At 49.7% G+C, this 18,097-nt stretch carries 18 protein-coding genes; 3 read left to right on the forward strand and 15 right to left on the reverse strand.

The window, feature by feature from the left end:
- Position 1: 1 nt before the first annotated feature.
- Positions 2-1,330 (reverse strand): 23S rRNA (uracil(1939)-C(5))-methyltransferase RlmD, encoded by a 1,329-nt coding sequence (rlmD, locus tag EOE67_RS00165; RefSeq protein WP_127697049.1) that lies wholly within the window; start codon positions 1,328-1,330, stop codon positions 2-4.
- Positions 1,331-1,453: 123 nt separating this feature from the next.
- On the opposite strand from rlmD, the gene barA reads away from it, so the two are divergent.
- The gene (barA, locus tag EOE67_RS00170; protein WP_127697050.1) at positions 1,454-4,258 is read left to right on the forward strand and encodes a two-component sensor histidine kinase BarA; all 2,805 of its coding nucleotides are present in this window, start codon (positions 1,454-1,456) and stop codon (positions 4,256-4,258) included.
- Positions 4,259-4,290: 32 nt separating this feature from the next.
- Here barA and acpS read toward each other — a convergent pair whose 3' ends face one another.
- The 11 genes from acpS to rpoE form a co-directional block, all read right to left on the reverse strand.
- Complete coding sequence (gene acpS / locus EOE67_RS00175; RefSeq protein WP_127697051.1) at positions 4,291-4,668, reverse strand: holo-ACP synthase; 378 nt, start codon at positions 4,666-4,668, stop codon at positions 4,291-4,293.
- Positions 4,668-5,399: a pyridoxine 5'-phosphate synthase gene (gene pdxJ, locus EOE67_RS00180; protein WP_127697052.1), complete on the reverse strand. Its 732-nt coding sequence runs from the start codon at positions 5,397-5,399 to the stop codon at positions 4,668-4,670. Before pdxJ ends, acpS begins: the two co-directional genes overlap by 1 nt.
- 27 nt (positions 5,400-5,426) lie before the next feature.
- Positions 5,427-6,140 (reverse strand): DNA repair protein RecO, encoded by a 714-nt coding sequence (gene recO / locus EOE67_RS00185; protein WP_127697053.1) that lies wholly within the window; start codon positions 6,138-6,140, stop codon positions 5,427-5,429.
- A gap of 2 nt (positions 6,141-6,142) precedes the next feature.
- A complete protein-coding gene (gene era, locus EOE67_RS00190; RefSeq protein WP_068067013.1) occupies positions 6,143-7,060 on the reverse strand; it encodes a GTPase Era in 918 nt (305 codons plus the stop codon).
- On the reverse strand, positions 7,050-7,724 hold the full coding sequence (gene rnc / locus EOE67_RS00195) for a ribonuclease III (protein ID WP_127697054.1): 675 nt from the start codon (positions 7,722-7,724) through the stop codon (positions 7,050-7,052). The genes era and rnc overlap by 11 nt, the downstream gene beginning before the upstream one ends.
- Positions 7,725-7,981: 257 nt before the next feature.
- Complete coding sequence (gene lepB / locus EOE67_RS00200; RefSeq protein ID WP_127697055.1) at positions 7,982-8,905, reverse strand: signal peptidase I; 924 nt, start codon at positions 8,903-8,905, stop codon at positions 7,982-7,984.
- Positions 8,906-9,057: 152 nt separating this feature from the next.
- Positions 9,058-10,857 carry a translation elongation factor 4 gene (lepA, locus tag EOE67_RS00205; protein ID WP_127697056.1) on the reverse strand — a complete coding sequence of 600 codons (1,800 nt, stop codon included), beginning with the start codon at positions 10,855-10,857 and terminating at the stop codon, positions 9,058-9,060.
- Positions 10,858-11,077: 220 nt separating this feature from the next.
- Positions 11,078-11,536, reverse strand: a complete 459-nt coding sequence (locus EOE67_RS00210) for a SoxR reducing system RseC family protein (RefSeq protein WP_127697057.1) — start codon at positions 11,534-11,536, stop codon at positions 11,078-11,080.
- Between the two features lie 212 nt (positions 11,537-11,748).
- Entirely contained in the window at positions 11,749-12,696 is a 948-nt protein-coding gene (locus tag EOE67_RS00215; protein WP_127697058.1) for a MucB/RseB C-terminal domain-containing protein, read from the reverse strand.
- A 129-nt stretch (positions 12,697-12,825) separates the two neighbouring features.
- Positions 12,826-13,485 (reverse strand): sigma-E factor negative regulatory protein, encoded by a 660-nt coding sequence (locus EOE67_RS00225; RefSeq protein ID WP_127697059.1) that lies wholly within the window; start codon positions 13,483-13,485, stop codon positions 12,826-12,828.
- A gap of 24 nt (positions 13,486-13,509) precedes the next feature.
- Positions 13,510-14,085 carry an RNA polymerase sigma factor RpoE gene (gene rpoE, locus EOE67_RS00230; RefSeq protein ID WP_068067028.1) on the reverse strand — a complete coding sequence of 192 codons (576 nt, stop codon included), beginning with the start codon at positions 14,083-14,085 and terminating at the stop codon, positions 13,510-13,512.
- A gap of 245 nt (positions 14,086-14,330) precedes the next feature.
- Here rpoE and nadB point away from each other — a divergent pair, with 245 nt between their 5' ends.
- Positions 14,331-15,941 (forward strand): L-aspartate oxidase, encoded by a 1,611-nt coding sequence (nadB, locus tag EOE67_RS00235; RefSeq protein ID WP_127697060.1) that lies wholly within the window; start codon positions 14,331-14,333, stop codon positions 15,939-15,941.
- A gap of 5 nt (positions 15,942-15,946) precedes the next feature.
- Here the strand turns inward: nadB and EOE67_RS00240 are convergent, their stop codons facing one another.
- The 3 genes from EOE67_RS00240 to EOE67_RS00250 all read right to left on the reverse strand — a co-directional run bounded on the left by EOE67_RS00240 (position 15,947) and on the right by EOE67_RS00250 (position 17,002).
- Positions 15,947-16,216 (reverse strand): hypothetical protein, encoded by a 270-nt coding sequence (locus EOE67_RS00240; RefSeq protein ID WP_127697061.1) that lies wholly within the window; start codon positions 16,214-16,216, stop codon positions 15,947-15,949.
- A gap of 116 nt (positions 16,217-16,332) precedes the next feature.
- Complete coding sequence (locus EOE67_RS00245) at positions 16,333-16,764, reverse strand: protein YgfX (RefSeq protein WP_338069027.1); 432 nt, start codon at positions 16,762-16,764, stop codon at positions 16,333-16,335.
- Positions 16,751-17,002, reverse strand: coding sequence for an FAD assembly factor SdhE (locus tag EOE67_RS00250; protein WP_127697063.1), 252 nt, complete (start codon positions 17,000-17,002; stop codon positions 16,751-16,753). Before EOE67_RS00250 ends, EOE67_RS00245 begins: the two co-directional genes overlap by 14 nt.
- 114 nt (positions 17,003-17,116) lie before the next feature.
- Here EOE67_RS00250 and ygfZ point away from each other — a divergent pair, with 114 nt between their 5' ends.
- Entirely contained in the window at positions 17,117-18,091 is a 975-nt protein-coding gene (ygfZ, locus tag EOE67_RS00255; protein ID WP_127697064.1) for a tRNA-modifying protein YgfZ, read from the forward strand.
- Positions 18,092-18,097 lie beyond the last annotated feature (6 nt).

An 18,097-nucleotide genomic window follows, 5' to 3' on the forward strand; every position in this document is an offset into this window, starting at 1 on the left:
CTTACTGCCTCGTATGCGAAAATAACGCCATCAATTCCAGATGACTGGTGTAAGGGAACATATCCATCATGCCTAACTTATCGAGCCGGTAACCCTTGGCCAATAACACTTTAGCATCACGGGCAAAGGTTGTCGGGTTACAGGACACATACAATACCTGTGCCGGTTTTAACCGTGCCACTTCATCAATTGCGCCCAGCGCACCAGCGCGTGCCGGGTCCAGCAATACTTTTTGGTACTTCGGCTGATTCCAGTCCGCTTTAGGCCAAGGTAAATGCAAATCGACCTGGGCAAAGTGGGTATTACTCAGACCATTAAAACTGGCGTTCTGACTGGCAGTTGTCACCATTGCAGCCACACCTTCCAAGCCTACCACCATGCCAGCTTGCTTGGCTAATGCCAAACTGAAATTACCTATTCCACAATATAAATCAAGAATTTGATCAGTTTTTGCTGGTGCCAGCCAGGCAAGCGCCTGTGCGACCATCGCCTGATTAACCGCTGCATTCACTTGGATAAAATCGGTGGGCGCGAAGTTCAATTGCAAGCCGTCCGCCAGCTGATAAAACGGCGTCGCAGCCTCCGACCAAAAAATGAATTGGTCTGGTTCAGCCTCGCCAATCCAGCACGCTGCTGGCCAGGCTTGTACTAATTGTTGTTGGTCTGACTGCGGCAGCGGCCGGATATGCCGCACCACCACAAAGGCTTTGCCGTCTGCATCCAACACTTCAACATGGGTAATTGCCGAGCCTTGTTTCAGTTGCGGTAAGACTTTTTGCAACACGCCTAGCACCGGCGCAATCACTGGGCTCAGCACCATGCAGTCCGTTACTTCGGTAATTTCTTTGCCACCGGCTTTTCGAAAACCGACGGTGAAACTATTGGTTTTTTTCTCAAACCAAACGCCGATCCTGGCTTTGCGCCGATAACCGGCATCTTGCCCCGCCAGCACCGGCTGCCATGGCAATTCCGTTAATTTCAACTGATGCTGTAACTGCTGATCCAGTGCTTGTTGCTTTAACATCCGACTATCCGCTGCACTCACATAGTGCAACTGACAACCACCACAACTGCCAAAATAGCGACATTGTGGGGCGATCCGCAGCGGCGAGCTTTGCAAAACTTTGCTGACGCGGCCTTTTAAATACTGCGCTTTTTGTTCAGTTAAGGTGACCTTTACCCGCTCGCCCGGCAAAGCACCTTCAACAAAACAAATTTTTCCCTGATGGTAAGCAATGCTCTGTGCTTCCTGATCCCAACGTTCAATCATCAGCTCCGGATGTTGCGGCGTGGTGACAGCTTTAGCTTTTGATTTATAAATAGATACCATAAAAATTCGGCCTTTGGGTGCACTGTGCTTAACGCTGGATCGCCGGTCGGCGATCGTAGGTTTTTTGCTGTGCTTATGTCATGATGGCAGTTCAGCTGACCATTGTAGCAAGCGGCAGACAAGATGACGAAGATTGGTTTACGCGATTGGATATTACTGATTACTTTAGTCCCGACTTTATTAATCAGCCTCTGCCTGGGTGGGTATTTTAGTCACGCCCGTTATCACGATTTGCAGCTGCACCTCGAAGATCAGGCCAGCAATATTGCCGAGCCTTTGGCCATCGCCAGTGAACAAGGCTTATTGTCCGGCAATACCCAACATCTGCAGCGCCTTTTAAATATCAGCCACCGTAAAAATTCGCCATTGGTGAAAAGCATCGCCATTTTTGACCATGATCACCGCCTCGTCGCCACCTCCAATTTACACAAAGACTTTACTAAATTGACACCACCAGCAGGTTCGGCACCGCTGAGCCAAAGCCTGATTGACGATCATGGCGACTGGTTGATCATTCGGGTGCCGGTGAAGCTGGAAGCCAGCCATATCAACGAACTGGCGCTGAACGCGGCGACGCCTTCCAACGAGCTCGGTCGTATTTTACAAACTGAAGGCCAGCTCGGCACTGTCGTCGTCGAGCTGCAAAAGGACAAAGTGCTGCTGGCCCAACAAACCTCGATGCTGGTTTCACTGCTGATTATTCTGCTGGGGATGAGTATCGGACTGGTGCTGAGCTTGCGGTTGGTAGGCCGGCTGACCTCGCCATTGCAGCAACTGAACAACCAAATCGACAAATTGGCTGAAGGGCGTTTTACCAGCGATCTGGAGCAACCGTTTTTTGGCGAGTTGGATCAGATGCGCCTTGGGATTAATCAACTCGCCATTGAATTAAAACGCTACAAAGATGATGTGCAGCACACTATTGATCAATCCACAAGCGACCTGTTTCACACCATGGAGCAGCTGGAAATGCAAAACGTGGCGCTGGATTTAGCGCGGCGTAAAGCGCAGGAAGACAACAAATTAAAATCAGAATTCCTGGCGAAAATGAGCCACGAACTGCGGACACCGCTGAACGGTGTCATTGGTTTTACCCGGCAACTGCTGAAAACTGAACTGTCGCACCATCAACTCGATTACCTCAATACCATTCAAAAATCAGCCAATAGTTTATTAACGCTGGTCAACGACGTCTTGGACTATTCCAAGCTGGAAGAAGGCCGGATGCCGATCAACCCGGAGCCATTTTCGCTGCGCGATATGGTCAATGATTCGATTGAATTGCTGGCGGCCAATGCCTTTGAAAAACAACTGGAACTGGCGTTGTTGATTGATCCGGCTTGTCCGGACGACATCATTGGCGATCCGCTGCGAATTAATCAGGTGCTGCTGAATATTGCCGGTAATGCGATTAAATTCACCGAACAAGGCAGCATTGTGGTGAAAGTGCTGGCCACCGACCTTAACGACGACAAAGTCACCTTAAAATTTTCGGTGCAAGATACCGGTATTGGTATTCCTGCGGCACAACAAGAGCAGCTGTTTTATGGTTTTTCGCAGGCCGATGGCAGTGTTGGTCGGCGTTATGGCGGCACCGGTTTAGGCTTGTTTATTTCGCAGCGTCTGGTCGAAGCCATGAACGGTACCATTGGCTTTGACAGTCAGCAGGATCAAGGTTCGACCTTCTGGTTTACCGTGGTTTGTCGCCGCCATCCGTTGAGCGTTTCTGAAGCCTTACCAACGGCAGTGCTGCAGCAAAAAACCGTGTTATACATAGAACCACAGCAGTTTTCGCGGGAAAGCACCCTGTCGTTACTCAATAGCTGGGGCATGCAGGTTTCGGCCTGTGCCACGCCAGGACAGCTGCAGCAGGCACTGAGTCAGCGTCAAAAATTTGATATGGCGATTATCGGCCGCGCGGTGTCTTTAGATCAGGTCAATCAATTGGTGGAATTGATCCGGCAGCTCAGTCAGTCTTGCCAACATATTTATTTACTTGTTAATACCTTATCGCCGAATTTGCGCGAAGCTCTGCTACAAAGCGGCGCCCAGGCCTGTTTATCCAAACCGGCGCATCAGCGTAAATTGGCCACGGCGTTGGCGCGGCCTTATCAAAGCCAGTTCCCACTGCCTGTACAAAACATCCCGCTACCACCAAAAAGTCAGCTTAAAGTACTGACGGTGGATGACAACGAAGCCAATCTGAAGCTGATTAATACGCTGCTGCGGGAGCTGGTAGAAAGCATCGATTCCGCCCACAACGGTGCTGAGGCTTGGCAAAAAGCGTCGCAGTCACACTACGATGTGATTTTTATGGATATTAATATGCCGGTGATGGATGGCGTCACGGCAAGTCAGCGGATCCAACAAAGCAGTTTGAATGAAGCGACGCCGATTATTGCCGTCACCGCACATACCTTGGATGGTGAGCGGGAGCGGCTAATGTCTTTGGGTTTCAGCGAGTTTTTAAGTAAACCGCTCGATGAACAAATGCTGCATTTTGCGCTAAAAGAATGTTGCCCACATGTACCGCCGTTACCACAACGGCAGCAGGAACAGCCGCCAGTGCAGACGCTGAATTTGCCACAAAGCCGGCAAATTGACTGGGAACTGGCATTGCACTGCGCCGCCGGAAAAATTGATTTGGCCAAGGAGATGCTGCAGATTTTTCTGCAAAGTTTGCCGCCGACGCTGAGCGAACTGGAATTGCTGGTGCGAACCGATCAAGTGGAGCCGCTCATTCAGTTGGTGCATAAACTACACGGCGCCACTTGTTATGTTGGGGTGCCGCAGTTAAAGCAGTTAACAGAGCTGTTGGAAACCGAGCTGAAACAAGGCAAAACGGTGGATCAGCTGGAGCCGGAATTGTTTGAGTTGCAGGACCGGCTGCAGTCGTTGTTGCTGGAAGCTAAACACTGGGTTTGGTAGAGGCGGGTTTGGTCAATCTGTAGAAAAATGATTTAGCTTTCAAAAATCACTGTCGCACAGGCAAAAGCTTGCTCGTCGGTGATCGACAACCAGGTTTTTTGTGCACCCAGTTGCTCAGCCAAAGTTTTGGCAGCATCGGTTAGCGTCAACACCGGACGGCCAAATTCATCATTGCTGACTTCAAAATGTTGGAACGAAATTCCCCGGCCAATCCCGGTGCCAAGCGCTTTGGACGCCGCTTCTTTGGCGGCAAAACGTTTAGCAAAATAGCGCGCTGGCTGGGCATGCTGCTGGTAAATCGCCTGCTCATTCGCCGTTAACACCCGCTGCACCAACCGCGGTGAACGGGCCAGGCTTTGTTCAATCCGACTAATTTCAACTAAATCGGTACCCAACCCCACAATCGCCATTAGCGACGCGCCTCCACCATCAGTCGTTTCATTTCCGCTACCGCCGGGCCTAAGCCGGTGAAAATGGCCCGCGCTATTAACGCATGACCAATATTCAGTTCATACATTTGCGGAATAGCCGCAATCGCCTGCACATTGTGAAAATGCAAACCATGACCGGCGTTGACGACAATGCCTAAGGATGCGGCATATTCAGCGGCCGCACGAATGCGTTCCAGCTCAGCTTGTTGCGTTTTCGGGCAGGTGGCATCGGCATAAGCGCCGGTATGAATTTCGATATAAGGCGCGCCAGCTTTGGCCACCGCATCAATTTGCTTAAAATCGGCATCAATAAACAATGACACCAGAATATTTTCAGCCGCTAAGGTCTTCACCGCGCTGTCGATTTTGCTGAACTGGCCAACGATATCCAAACCGCCTTCGGTGGTCAGCTCCTGGCGTTTTTCCGGCACCAGACAGCAAAAATGGGGTTTGAGCTTTAACGCAATGCCAAGCATTTCATCGGTGACACCCATTTCAAAATTCAGCCGGGTTTGAATGGTTTCGCGCAGCAAAAATACATCGCGATCCTGAATATGACGGCGATCTTCACGTAAATGCACGGTAATGCCATCGGCGCCGGCTTGCTCGGCGAGTAATGCAGCATGCACTGGCTCCGGATATTGACTGCCACGGGCCTGGCGGACGGTGGCGACATGGTCGATGTTGACGCCTAAATAAATCGGTTGCATCAAAAAAATCTCCGGCTAAAAATTGTATTATCGATGAAATAGCGCTCTGCTGGCTAGCGGCTTATTGCCAAGCAAAGGCTGCATTAAAGTGCGGCTCAGCTGCTTGGCCACGCGCAGTGCATCGTCGTGCCACTGTTGCCGGGCGATTGCCAGCAAACTATCGCCAGACCAACCGGAGCCGGAAATAACCTGACCTACGGCTGCAGTCCCGGTACGAATAAAACCGGCTTCTGGTTGCCATTGGTATAAGGCTTCAGCTTCGAGTGGTTGTTGCAGCGCATCAAATTCTAAATCTACCGGCACACCGAGTTCAGTTAGCAACGCCAGTTCAAAATTACGTAGCACCGGTTGTAGCAAACCCGGATGCGGCTGCGCCGCTTCCAGTGCCTGAATGCTGTGCTGATACAAGGCGAATAACTGATCACTACCAACGTCTTGTGGCCAGATACGGCAAAGCAATTCATTCAGGTACATGGCGCTAAATAAAAAATCGCCCTGAAACTGCAATGCCGGTTGTTGTTCTTCCAAAGCGCGGACTGTTTTGAGCTCACCGCGGCCGGTTAACTGCACCGCAAGTAACGCAAACTGTGGCCAGTGACTGCGCCCGCCTTGTTTTTTACCTGGCCTTCTGGCGACAGCGCGCAGCCTGCCTTGCTCGGGTAATAACAAATCCAGCAACAGCTTATCGTCACGAAAGGCGATGCTGTGCAGCAGATAAGCCGGCGCAAAGCCTTGCAGCATCTTTAGTCTTCGCCGTAACCGAGACTACGTAAGGCGCGTTCATCATCAGCCCAGCCCGATTTCACTTTCACCCACATTTGCAGGAAAACCGGCTGTTCGAACAAATCTTCCATATCTTTACGCGCTTCGGACGCGATGGTTTTAATCCGCTCACCGGCTTTACCAATCACCATCCGTTTTTGGGTATCACGTTCCACCAGAATTAATGCCGCGATGTGGTAGTGTTTTTCTTCCCACTTAAAGCGTTCAATTTCCACGGTCACCGCATACGGCAACTCGTCGCCTAAAAACCGCATCAGCTTTTCACGAACGATTTCGGAAGCCATAAACCGTTGCGAGCGGTCGGTGATGTAATCTTCCGGGAAGAAAAACTCACAAGGTGGCAATTGCTGCTGCACAGTTTCGCGCAGCGCAGTGACATTAGTGCCTTTTTCCGCCGACAACGGGATAATTTGTAAAAATGACAGCTGTGAACTCAGCCACTGCAAATGCGGCAATAACTCTTCTTTGTCTTTGTACAAATCGACTTTATTCACCACCAAAATCACTGGCTTTTTCGCCGCGATCAGCCGGTTGAGCACCATCTGATCGTCTTCGACCCAGCGGGTGCCTTCGACCACAAAAATCACCAGCTCGACGTCCAGAATTGAACTGGCAGCGGCTTTGTTCATCAGGCGATTGATGGCGCGTTTTTCTTCAGTGTGTAAACCCGGCGTATCGACGTAGACCGTTTGGTACTGGCCAACAGTATCAATACCAACTATCCGATGACGGGTAGTTTGTGGTTTTTTCGAGGTGATACTGACTTTTTGACCAATCAACTGGTTTAATAAAGTCGATTTACCGACATTCGGCCTACCAACGATGGCGACCAGTCCGGCGAAGGTTTCACCGCTGGTTTGAGGCATTTCAACTTTCATTTTTTAATTGTTCCAACACCAGCTGAGCACAATCCTGCTCGGCCTTGCGACGAGAACTGCCAGAGGCAATCACAGCGGTCATCCCTTCCACTGAACATTTCACGGTAAAAGTCTGGTCGTGCGCATCACCAAGAATTTCAGTGACTTCATACATCGGCAACGCCAGACGTCGACCTTGCAGAAATTCCTGCAGCAAGGTTTTTGAATCTTTTTGCACCCCAGGCTGAATGCTCAGCAATCGGCTGCCAAACCACTGCAATATCCGCTCGCGACAAGCTTCAGCGCCACCATCCAGATAAATTGCACCTAAAATAGCTTCCACCGCATCGGCCTGGATCGATTCACGTCTGGAACCACCGCTTTTCAGCTCGCCTGGCCCTAATCGCAGAAACTCCTGAATATTCAATTCTTTGGCGATTTCAGCTAGAGTCACGCCTTTGACCAAGGACGCCCGCATCCGGGTTAAATCACCTTCACGGGTTTTTGGAAAATTCTGGTACAAAGCCTCGGCGATCACCAGACTTAAAATGGCGTCGCCTAAAAACTCCAGCCGTTCGTTATGTTGCCCTTTGCAGCTGCGATGGGTTAATGCCTGCTCCAGCAGCGCTTGCTGCTGAAACTGGTAACCCAGCTTTTTTTGCAATGGAACTAAAGATACTTGCATGCCTTTCCTTAAAATGACCCGCCGCAGCAAAACGCTGGCAGCTAGCCCCTTGCCACCAGGTAGCAAAGGTTTTATTGATATTTCTGCACTGTATTTCCGAGAACTGCGGTTGTGCAGTGTTATCAGCGTAGCTGCTGATCTGCTGAAATTCCTGCGAGTTCAGCCACGCGCACTGCGATAAACTTAGTCAGTCCATCAAATACAGCGGCCAGCAGTGCTGGCCGTTGAAAACGAAACTTAAGCTTGATGCTGAATGCTTATTCGATAGCACCCAGGCGTTCAAACCGAACCCCAACCGGTACCCAACCTGGCACCCAACTATTTGGATCTTCAGTGAATTCAAAGCTCATCCATTTTAATACCGCTTTGCCAACCAAAAATTGCTCTGGTACAAAACCCCAGAACCGGCTGTCACGGCTGTTATCACGGTTATCACCCATCACAAAATAATGGCCTTCCGGTACCAGGAACTCGGTGGTCTCGGTCCCTGGCTGGCGATAATAATTGTGAATAGGTTCTGGCAACATGGCATTTTGTAAAATGTCATAGCTGACTGCCGGGCCTTGTTCGGTAAAGCGTTTTAATGGATAAGGTCCTAAAAAGAACTCACCTTCCGATTTTAATTCCTGCCGCATCGGTTCCAGCGTTGGACAAGGCTGTGCGGCCGACTTATCGCAAGCTTTCTGGATATACAACTGTTTGTTTTTATAAACAATCCGGTCACCCGGCAAGCCAATCACCCGTTTGATAAAATCAACAGTCGGCTGCTCCGGATATTTAAACACCGCCACGTCGCCGTGATCAGGCTTACCGGTTTCCAGCAATGTTTTCCGCCAGACCGGGTCTTTGACGTCATACGAATATTTTTCGACCAGAATAAAATCACCAACCAACAAGGTCGGCATCATTGAACCTGATGGAATTTGAAAGGGTTCATACAAAAATGAGCGGAAAATGGTGATGATGGCAATCAGCGGAAAAATCGACTGCGCCGTTTCCGCAAGGTAAGACTGCGGTGCAATCTGCTGTTTCACTTCATCGGTCAGCTTGGCCCCGGCAGCAACTTCTGCCTGCACCAGTTTTACTTTACGTTTTGGTGCCAGGACCACAGCATCAAACAACCAAATCAAACCACTGCCAATGGTCAGTGCGACTAAAAAAATTGCAAAATACCCTGCCATGAAAAATCCAATCCTCGTTACTGTTCAGAAGTTACTGTCTGGAATTCGGGAGCTTACCGCTGATTTGACCTGCGCGCTGCCATCAAGCACGCATTTTATTGTTACCAGCTGTAACCAGACGACAAAGCAACTGCTTTGCCGTCTGTCCGGGTTTATTTACCGACTTTCAGAATGGCTAGGAACGCTTCCTGCGGCACTTCGACGTTGCCGACTTGCTTCATTCGTTTTTTACCATCTTTTTGTTTTTGCAGAAGCTTTTTCTTCCGGCTGATATCGCCACCGTAACATTTCGCTAAAACGTTTTTCCGTAATTGTTTGACGGTGGTCCGTGCAATCACGTGGCTGCCAATCGCGGCCTGGATCGCAATATCAAACATCTGGCGTGGGATCAGTTCTTTCAGCTTTTCAGCCAGTTCGCGACCACGGCCCTGGGCGAAATCTTTATGGCTGATAATCGCCAGTGCATCCACGCGCTCACCGTTGATCAGAATATCAACCCGCGACATATCAGATAACTGGAAGCGTTTAAAAGCGTAATCCAAAGATGCATAACCACGACTGGTTGATTTTAACCGGTCGAAGAAGTCCATCACCACTTCGGCCATTGGCAGTTCATAGACCACCGCGACCTGACGGCCGTGGTAAGTCATATTCATCTGCACGCCACGTTTTTCGATACACAGCGTAATGACGTTGCCTAAGTATTCTTGTGGTACCAGAATGTGCGCCTCAACAATCGGCTCACGAATTTCGTCGATGTTACCCACCGGCGGCAAGTCACTTGGATTGTCGACCATCACCAGCTCGCCAGCTTTGGTCAGGACTTCGTAAACCACGGTTGGCGCTGTGGTAATGAGGTCCAGATCGTATTCACGCTCCAGACGTTCCTGAATGATTTCCATGTGTAACATACCGAGGAAACCAATGCGGAAGCCAAAACCTAAAGCGCTCGAGCTTTCTGGCTCATAAAATAACGAAGAATCGTTCAGACTTAATTTTTCCAGCGCATCGCGGAAATCTTCGTAATCGTCTGAAGACACTGGATAAACGCCGGCATAAACCTGAGGTTTGATCCGTTTAAAGCCAGGCAACACTTCGGTCGCCGGGTTTTTCGACAGCGTTAAAGTATCACCGACCGGCGCGCCTTTAATTTCTTTGATACCGGCAATCACAAAACCAACTTCACCAGTACTCAAAATGCCGGTGTTTTTGGCTTTTGGCGTGAAAATACCGACTTTATCTACTTCATAAACGGCACCGCTCGACATAATTTTGATTTTGTCTTTCGCCTGAATAGTGCCGTGTTTCACCCGCACCAGCGACACTACGCCCTGATAGGGGTCAAACCAGGAGTCAATAATCAGCGCTTGGGTTGGCGCATTGACATCACCTTCCGGGCAAGGAATGCCTTTAACGATGGTTTCCAGCACGTCTTCAATACCAAAACCGGTTTTGGCCGAACATTGCACGGCGCCAATGGCTTCGATACCGATGATGTCTTCAATCTCTTCAGCAACCCGCTCTGGTTCAGCTTGTGGTAAATCAATTTTGTTCAGAACCGGCAGTACTTCCAGGTTCATTTCTAAGGCGGTGTAGCAGTTGGCAACAGTTTGCGCTTCTACGCCCTGACCAGCGTCTACCACCAATAACGCACCTTCACAGGCGGCTAAAGAACGGCTGACTTCATAGGTAAAGTCAACGTGTCCTGGCGTGTCGATAAAATTCAGCTGGTAAGTTTCGCCGTCTTTGGCGGTGTAATTCAGGGTAACGCTTTGCGCTTTGATGGTGATGCCGCGTTCACGCTCCAGATCCATGGAGTCCAGCACCTGTTCCTGCATTTCACGGTCAGATAAACCGCCGCAGAACTGGATCAAACGATCCGATAAAGTCGATTTACCATGGTCAATGTGAGCAATGACCGAGAAATTGCGGATGTGAGATATTTTTGCCATTTTTTCCAATATAAAACTGAGCTGACTGGCCGATCGACGCTGCTGCAAATGCTACTGCACGATCCTGACCACAGATTAAAATTGCCGCGAATTGTACTTGAATTAGTGTTTGGATGCTATGTGTTCTTTGGCTTTGCGCCAGAACAAGGCCGCGCAGTGCATTGTCATTATGGATATGACAAAAATCGGAAGTTGTAACCGGACAACCATGACCAGTGAATTATTGGTTTTGAATAGTCAAATTGGGCAATACCGCCAACAAATGTACTTGTTGCTGCACAGAGCCAATCCCGGAACTGAGTTTGCGGGCTAGCAACATGCCGGCGAATCCACCAACCATAGCCGCCAATAACTGGCCACCTTCGCTCCAGCCGCCATAAAATGCCAATGCCAATGCACCGATAAACAGCACCAGTGGCAATAAATACACCAGTAAAGCCGATTTCACTAACACGTCTTCGGCAATACCGATCCGTACCTGTTGTCCGACCAAGAGCTCCTCATCAGCTTCTGTATGCTGCAGGAAAAACCGGTAGTCACGGCGCGTCATAGCTTTCGCCACCACACCGCTGGTGCAGCTGTCATTGGCGCTGCAGGACTGACAACTACTGACCACTTTGGTTTGTAGCCAGACACCGGCAGGCTCTATTTGCACCACGGTGGCAATTTCTTCTACCATTTTGCGGATCTCCGGAACTGCATTGCCGTATTACATTTTTAGGGTATGTATACCCTAAATCATTGAAGATTCGGGTAGGCGACGAGATCGTGAGACTGGACCGCCAGCCCGGCCCGGAGCATAGTTGTCCTATGTGACTGGGTCGGACTGACGCTTCAGCGAACGAACGAAGGCAACAACCCCGAATCTTTAAGGATGACGGGTATAGCCGCTTATTGTACGGCATCTGCCAGCCGACGTGCCAGCTCGACATCAAGCGGCCCGATCACGGTAATATCAACTTGTTGCTTCGGCTGTACCAAAATGGTCGTAGCGCCATCGCGATAGGCTTGAGTGGGTACACCCGCACCAGGCTGCACAAAGACTGAAATCTGATGCAAACCATCGGTCAATAACCAGGATGCCAACATCTTGCCGTTGTTAGTCATCACCGGCAGTTGCTGACTTAACAGCTGGTACCCATCCGGTAGCCAATTCAGCGCAAACTGATTATTCGTCTGAACCGTTGCTTCAGGTAACATCACCGGTTCACCAGGTAATTCAGCCGTCATCAGCTGCGCAAGTTCCGGCGGTAAGGTTGGCTTGACTTGTAAATGCACCACCATCCAGCGCTCAAGTACCTGATTGTCGACATCGACAGTATCAACACGCAGTGGAAAACCGGTTTCTGCATCCAGCCACAACCAATAACTGAAACGACTGCCCGCCAAAGCGGTTAAACGCAACAATTGAGCGGTGCGGCCCGACAATGACGTGCTACTGCCAGGTACCGCATCGTACAGCTTCATAATCTCAAGTTGATTGTGAAATAAAATGGCCGGAAGTTCTTTGATATAGTGATTCATCGTCACCTGAACCGGGCTATCGGGCGTCGAATAATAAACACGATCACCACGGCGAAAGGTATCGGTACCGGCTAGATCCTGCGGAATGAGTTGTTCGAGTTCAGTTTTTACTGGCAGCGCACCTTCAGCCTGATGCACTCCGTGCAGCCAGCGGTAGGTATTAATTTGATTGGCGCGAACCTGCACAAAGGTCAGGTCGAAGTTAAATTGTCTTACGGCTTGTTGGCTACGTTCGAACTGCAGCCAACCGTCGTTATTTGCGGCTGCTGGCAACGCCAACAGCAGCAAAACGACCCACCAGAAAAATGCTGGCATGAATAGAGCGCACTGACCTTTCTGCGGCGTTATCGCCCGCTCATGTAGAACTACTACAGATCGCGGGCGATGCCTTGCATAAAAGCCAGCCAAACTGCTGCAAAAATATCCACCAATAGTCAACACGCTCTAGTTTCCGTGAGGTTGTTGCTCAACACCTGGCTTGGCTGATTCCGCAGCTTTGCGTTGAGCGGCGGTTTGTTCCATCAACCGGATCTGCTGCTGACGTGCCTGCATCAATTCCTGCAAACGACGTTGCTGTTCAAGCTTTAATTGCTGCTCTTGTGCCGCAAAACGTGAATCAACCGTCGTCTGACTTAAACTCACCGGTGTCGCGACACCGCCAATTGGCCGGGTTTGCAACACGGGCAAAGGTGACGTCAGGGCATCATCAGGTGATTGCTGATTCTGCTGTACACCAACAACCGCAACTAAAGCAACACTGGCGGCAATGGCGCCTTGCATCACTGATTTCATCCACGGCTTGTTGGCCGAAGTTTTGAATCTGTTCCAGCGTGATGTCGAAGTGACCATGACCGGTTGTAACTGAACCTGAACTTCAGGCTGCAACTGATGCGTTTCTTCTTGCTCAAGTAACATTTCAAAACGGTTGGTAAAATCTGTATCAATCTGCTCCGGAAGTTCTTTGCGGATCACGGAACCTATCATCTGGTAGCGTAACCATTGTTGTTGCAAGTCCGGGTCTTGTAACAAAGAGTCGAGCTGTTGCGCACTGATGCCTTGATTATCACTCGCGGCAGAAAGCCAATCTTGTTTTTCAGACGACATACATGTTCCTGTCTTTTATATTGGTCAGCTGATTAAAGGCTTCAGCTGGGTGTCAATTGCTTCACGAGCCCGGAAAATCCGGCTTCGCACTGTGCCTATCGGACATCCCATTACTTCAGCAATCTCTTCGTAACTCAGACCATCCATTTCACGCAAGGTGATTGCTATGCGTAATTCTTCCGGCAGTTTTTCAATCGTATCAAATACCACATGGCGGATTTCTTCGGTTAAGAGTAGCTTCTCCGGAGAATCCTGTACCTTTAATGCATCACTTCCTTCGTAAGAGTCTGCCTCTTCGGCGTCTACGTCGGTGGACGGCGGCTTGCGCCCATTCGCCACCAGATAATTTTTTGCACTGTTCACAGCAATTCGATACAACCAGGTATAAAAGGCGCTGTCACCACGAAATCCGGGCAATGCACGGTAAGCTTTGATAAAGGCTTCTTGTGCTACATCTGCCACGTCGCCATGATTAGAGACGTACCTTGAAATTAAGTTCGCCAACCGGTGCTGATATTTTTTTACCAGCAGATTAAAAGCTGCTTTATCCCCTTGTTGTACGCGCTGGACAATTTGCCAATCCAATTCTTGCTCGCTCATCCGAGCTTGTCCCCTGTTCTGCTTACTGCTTAAAATTGCAACCGGCTCAAGTCAAACGTAACCATATGACGAAGCCGGGATGAAAAAGTTCGGTTTAATAGATAAAAAAGTTACAATAGATTGATCCTGGCCGCACTGAATGTCATAAAGCTGAGGATTACTGCGGGGATCAAGCCGCTCAACCGGACGAAAATTTTGTGAATTCGTCATCGTCAGAACTGGTTTTTGTCGGATAAGTGTATCGCATGCAACAGCAAAAAGAACATCAATGTGACGTTTTAATTATCGGTAGTGGCGCGGCTGGTTTATCACTGGCATTACAGCTGGCCGATCAGCTTCGCGTCATTGTGCTCAGCAAAGGGCCATTGCGCGAAGGCTCCACCTTATACGCACAAGGTGGCATTGCGGCAGTATTTGATGAAAACGACAGTATTGACTCCCACGTCAGCGATACCTTAATTGCCGGCGCCGGCCTTTGTGATGAAGCGGCCGTGCAATTTACCGCTGAACATGCCAAAACCGCGATGGAATGGTTAATCGCACAAGGCGTGCCTTTTGACCAATATCGCGACGAAGATGGTGTACTGAAATACCACTTAACCCGTGAAGGTGGCCATAGCCATCGCCGCATTTTACATGCCGCTGACGCCACCGGCCGCGCGGTGCAAATCACCCTGGTTGACCAGGTGAAATCCCATCCGAATATCCGCTTGCTGGAAAACTACAATGCGGTTGATTTAATCACCGCCGAAAAACTCGGCCTGCCAGGGCAACATTGTCATGGCGCTTATGTCTGGAATCGCAATTCCGAACAAGTTGAAGTGATTGCCGCGCGTTTTGTCGCCCTTGCCACCGGCGGTGCCAGTAAGGTTTATCTGTATACCAGCAATCCGGATGTCGCCAGCGGCGATGGCATTGCTATGGCTTGGCGCGCTGGTTGCCGGGTAGCCAATATGGAATTTAATCAATTCCACCCAACCAGTTTATATCATCCGGAAGCACAGAATTATCTGATCACTGAAGCCATGCGCGGCGAAGGTGCTTATTTGCAGCGACCGGATGGCAGTCGTTTTATGCCGGATTTTGACGAACGCGCCGAACTGGCTCCCCGCGATATTGTCGCCCGCGCCATCGATTTTGAAATGAAACGGTTAGGCGTTGCTTGTGTGTACCTCAATATCAGTCATAAGCCAAAAGACTTTATTATTGAACACTTTCCGACCATTTACGCCAAATGCTTAAGTGTCGGTATTGATATCACCAAACAACCAATCCCGGTGGTGCCCGCAGCGCATTACACCTGTGGCGGCGTGATGACTAACCTGAATGGTCAGACCGATATTGCCAACTTATACGCTATTGGCGAAGTGGCTTATACCGGTTTGCACGGCGCTAACCGAATGGCCAGTAACTCGTTGCTGGAATGTGTGGTGTTTGCGCAAAGTGCTGCGCGGCATATTTTGGCCAATCTCACCGCCAATACCGCCCTGGTGAAGTTGCCACAATGGGACGAAAGTCGGGTCAGCAATTCCGATGAAGAAGTGGTGATCACCCACAACTGGCATGAACTGCGGTTATTTATGTGGGACTTTGTTGGCATCGTCCGCACCACCAAACGACTGGAACGGGCATTACACCGGGTCGAGCTGCTGCAACGCGAAATCGAAGAGTATTACCGTCATTTCCGGGTCAGTAATAACTTGCTGGAACTGCGTAATTTGACGATGGTAGCTGAGCTCATCATCCGCTGCGCGATGGAGCGCAAAGAAAGTCGGGGCTTGCATTACACACTGGATTATCCGGAGCTGGATCCGCTGCCAACACCGACAGTATTAACACCGCCGGTTCGCAGCTAATCGCATCACGCTGCGGTATTTTTCCGATATTTAAAGATCAGAAACACCACATAAATCTGTAATGCTGCAGTGGCCAATTGGCCGATAATCGACTGCAGCTCAGTATATTTTTCAGCATAAACATACAATGACAGGTTACCCACAGCGAATGCCAGCCAGGTAAATGCCGGTACCCCAGCCGAAGTTTTGGTTTTTAATAAATGCCACAGTTGCATCAGAGTTGCCGCTGGAAAAATCACCGCCGGAATATAGCCAATCCATTCAATTAAATTCATCGGAACCACAACATCGCCAGCAATCGCTGGTCATAGAAGGTTAAATTTAGGAAAGCGGAATATAACGATAAGTTTGCAGAACGACAAGGCTTAAACTGAATGCCTAGACTGAATGCCTAAACCGAATGAGTATCCCGCGGTTGCCAGCGGATTAATTGGCAGTGCCTGGCCAACGCCCGAAAATCAGCGACACTGAAATTATCCTGATACAACCAATGTTGTTGAATATTTTGCTGTTCATCCTGCCAATACAACCAAATACCCCAACTACAAACCAGACTTTGCGGTAGCAATATACCCGCTGGTAATTGCTCGCCCAGCCAGCGTAGTTCGCCGCTATTGCCTATTGATAGCATGGTGGGGCTCAGTGGTTGTTGCCACTGTTGCAACAGCCAATAACAGGCCGCCAGCATCGGCAGACTGCTCAGCCATAACCACCCGCCGTTCAGGGGCAACAGGAGCACTGAGGCTAAAATTAATAGTAAACCGCCACTATAAGCGACATGCCGCCAGCGGGACGGTCGAAGCGCCAGACTAGACGCGTACACGCCGGACAATGGTGTCTACCAGACTTTGAATGGCCGGATCGGCCGCTTTGCCATGGCCCATAAACCAGGCAAATAAATCCGGGTCGTCGCTGGCAAGAAGTTGTTCAAATACTTGTTTTTGTTCAAGACTTAGCGCGTCATAACCGTCTTCGACAAAAGGAGCCAACAGGATATCCAGCTCCAGCATGCCACGGCGACAGGCCCAGCGTAATTTCGGTTTGGACATTAATTCTGGCATTACAAACTCTCTTGGTGAACGTCGGATTATTCTAACAAATAACCCGCGCTGGGGTTGTGCTTTTCTATGTTTCCCCCAATGATCTGAATATTTGGTTTGATAGCGAAATACTTTATGCAAAGTTCCTGGATCAGTGCCGATCAATTGGCACAATTATCAAATGACGCCGAGCAGGCATTTATCAGTCCATTACCGGCTTTTAGCGTGATCCGGATCAGCGGCCCGGATCAAAAAAAGTATCTGCAAGGCCAGCTGACTTGTGACGTGAACAGTCTGCAGCCTGAAACCTTTCTGCGTGGCGCGCATTGTGACGCCAAAGGCAAGATGTGGGCGACTTTTCATTTACTGCAAGATGGTGATGATTTGCTGATGCTCGGGTTTCGCGATGAAATTCAGGCATCTTTGCTGCAGTTGAAAAAATTTGGCGTGTTTTCCAAAGTGAGCTTTACCGATACCGCCGACAGTCTGGCGGTGCTTGGCGTCAGTGGACCGGAGGCGGAGCGTTTATTGCCTGCACTCGGAGTGGCGACCACACCGGTTCAGGGTTCTGTCACAGCGCTAACCGGTGGTCATTTGCTGGCGCTGGCACCACAGCATTATCTGCTGGTACTGACGGTAGAAGCCGCGCGTACTTTAATCCAACAGCAAATTACGCTACTTGCCGCCCCTACCCGCTTTTTACAACAGCATATTCTGCATGGTTTGCCCTATCTGGAGCAGGCCATCATCGGCGAATATGTGCCGCAAAACCTGAACTTGCAGGCTATCGACGCTATTAGTTTTAGCAAAGGCTGTTATATCGGGCAGGAAATGGTGGCACGGATGAAATATCTGGGTAAAAATAAACGGGCGACTTATATTCTGACGGCCCAGAGTGAAGAAACTCCGGCAGCAGGCAGCGATATTGAAGTACAATTGGAGCAGAACTGGCGACGCAGCGGTGTTGTCATCAACGCAGTGAATATCCATGGTGAGTTGTCCGTGTTGGCCGTATTGCCAAATGACATCAGTCCGGAAGACCATTTACGGCTGGCCAGTGACCCTGACACACAATTCAGGGTTAACTCCCTCCCTTATTCTTTAAATTAAATTGAG

This window comes from Rheinheimera riviphila (genome assembly GCF_004005945.1).
Taxonomy (GTDB): Bacteria; Pseudomonadota; Gammaproteobacteria; order Enterobacterales; family Alteromonadaceae; genus Pararheinheimera; species Pararheinheimera riviphila.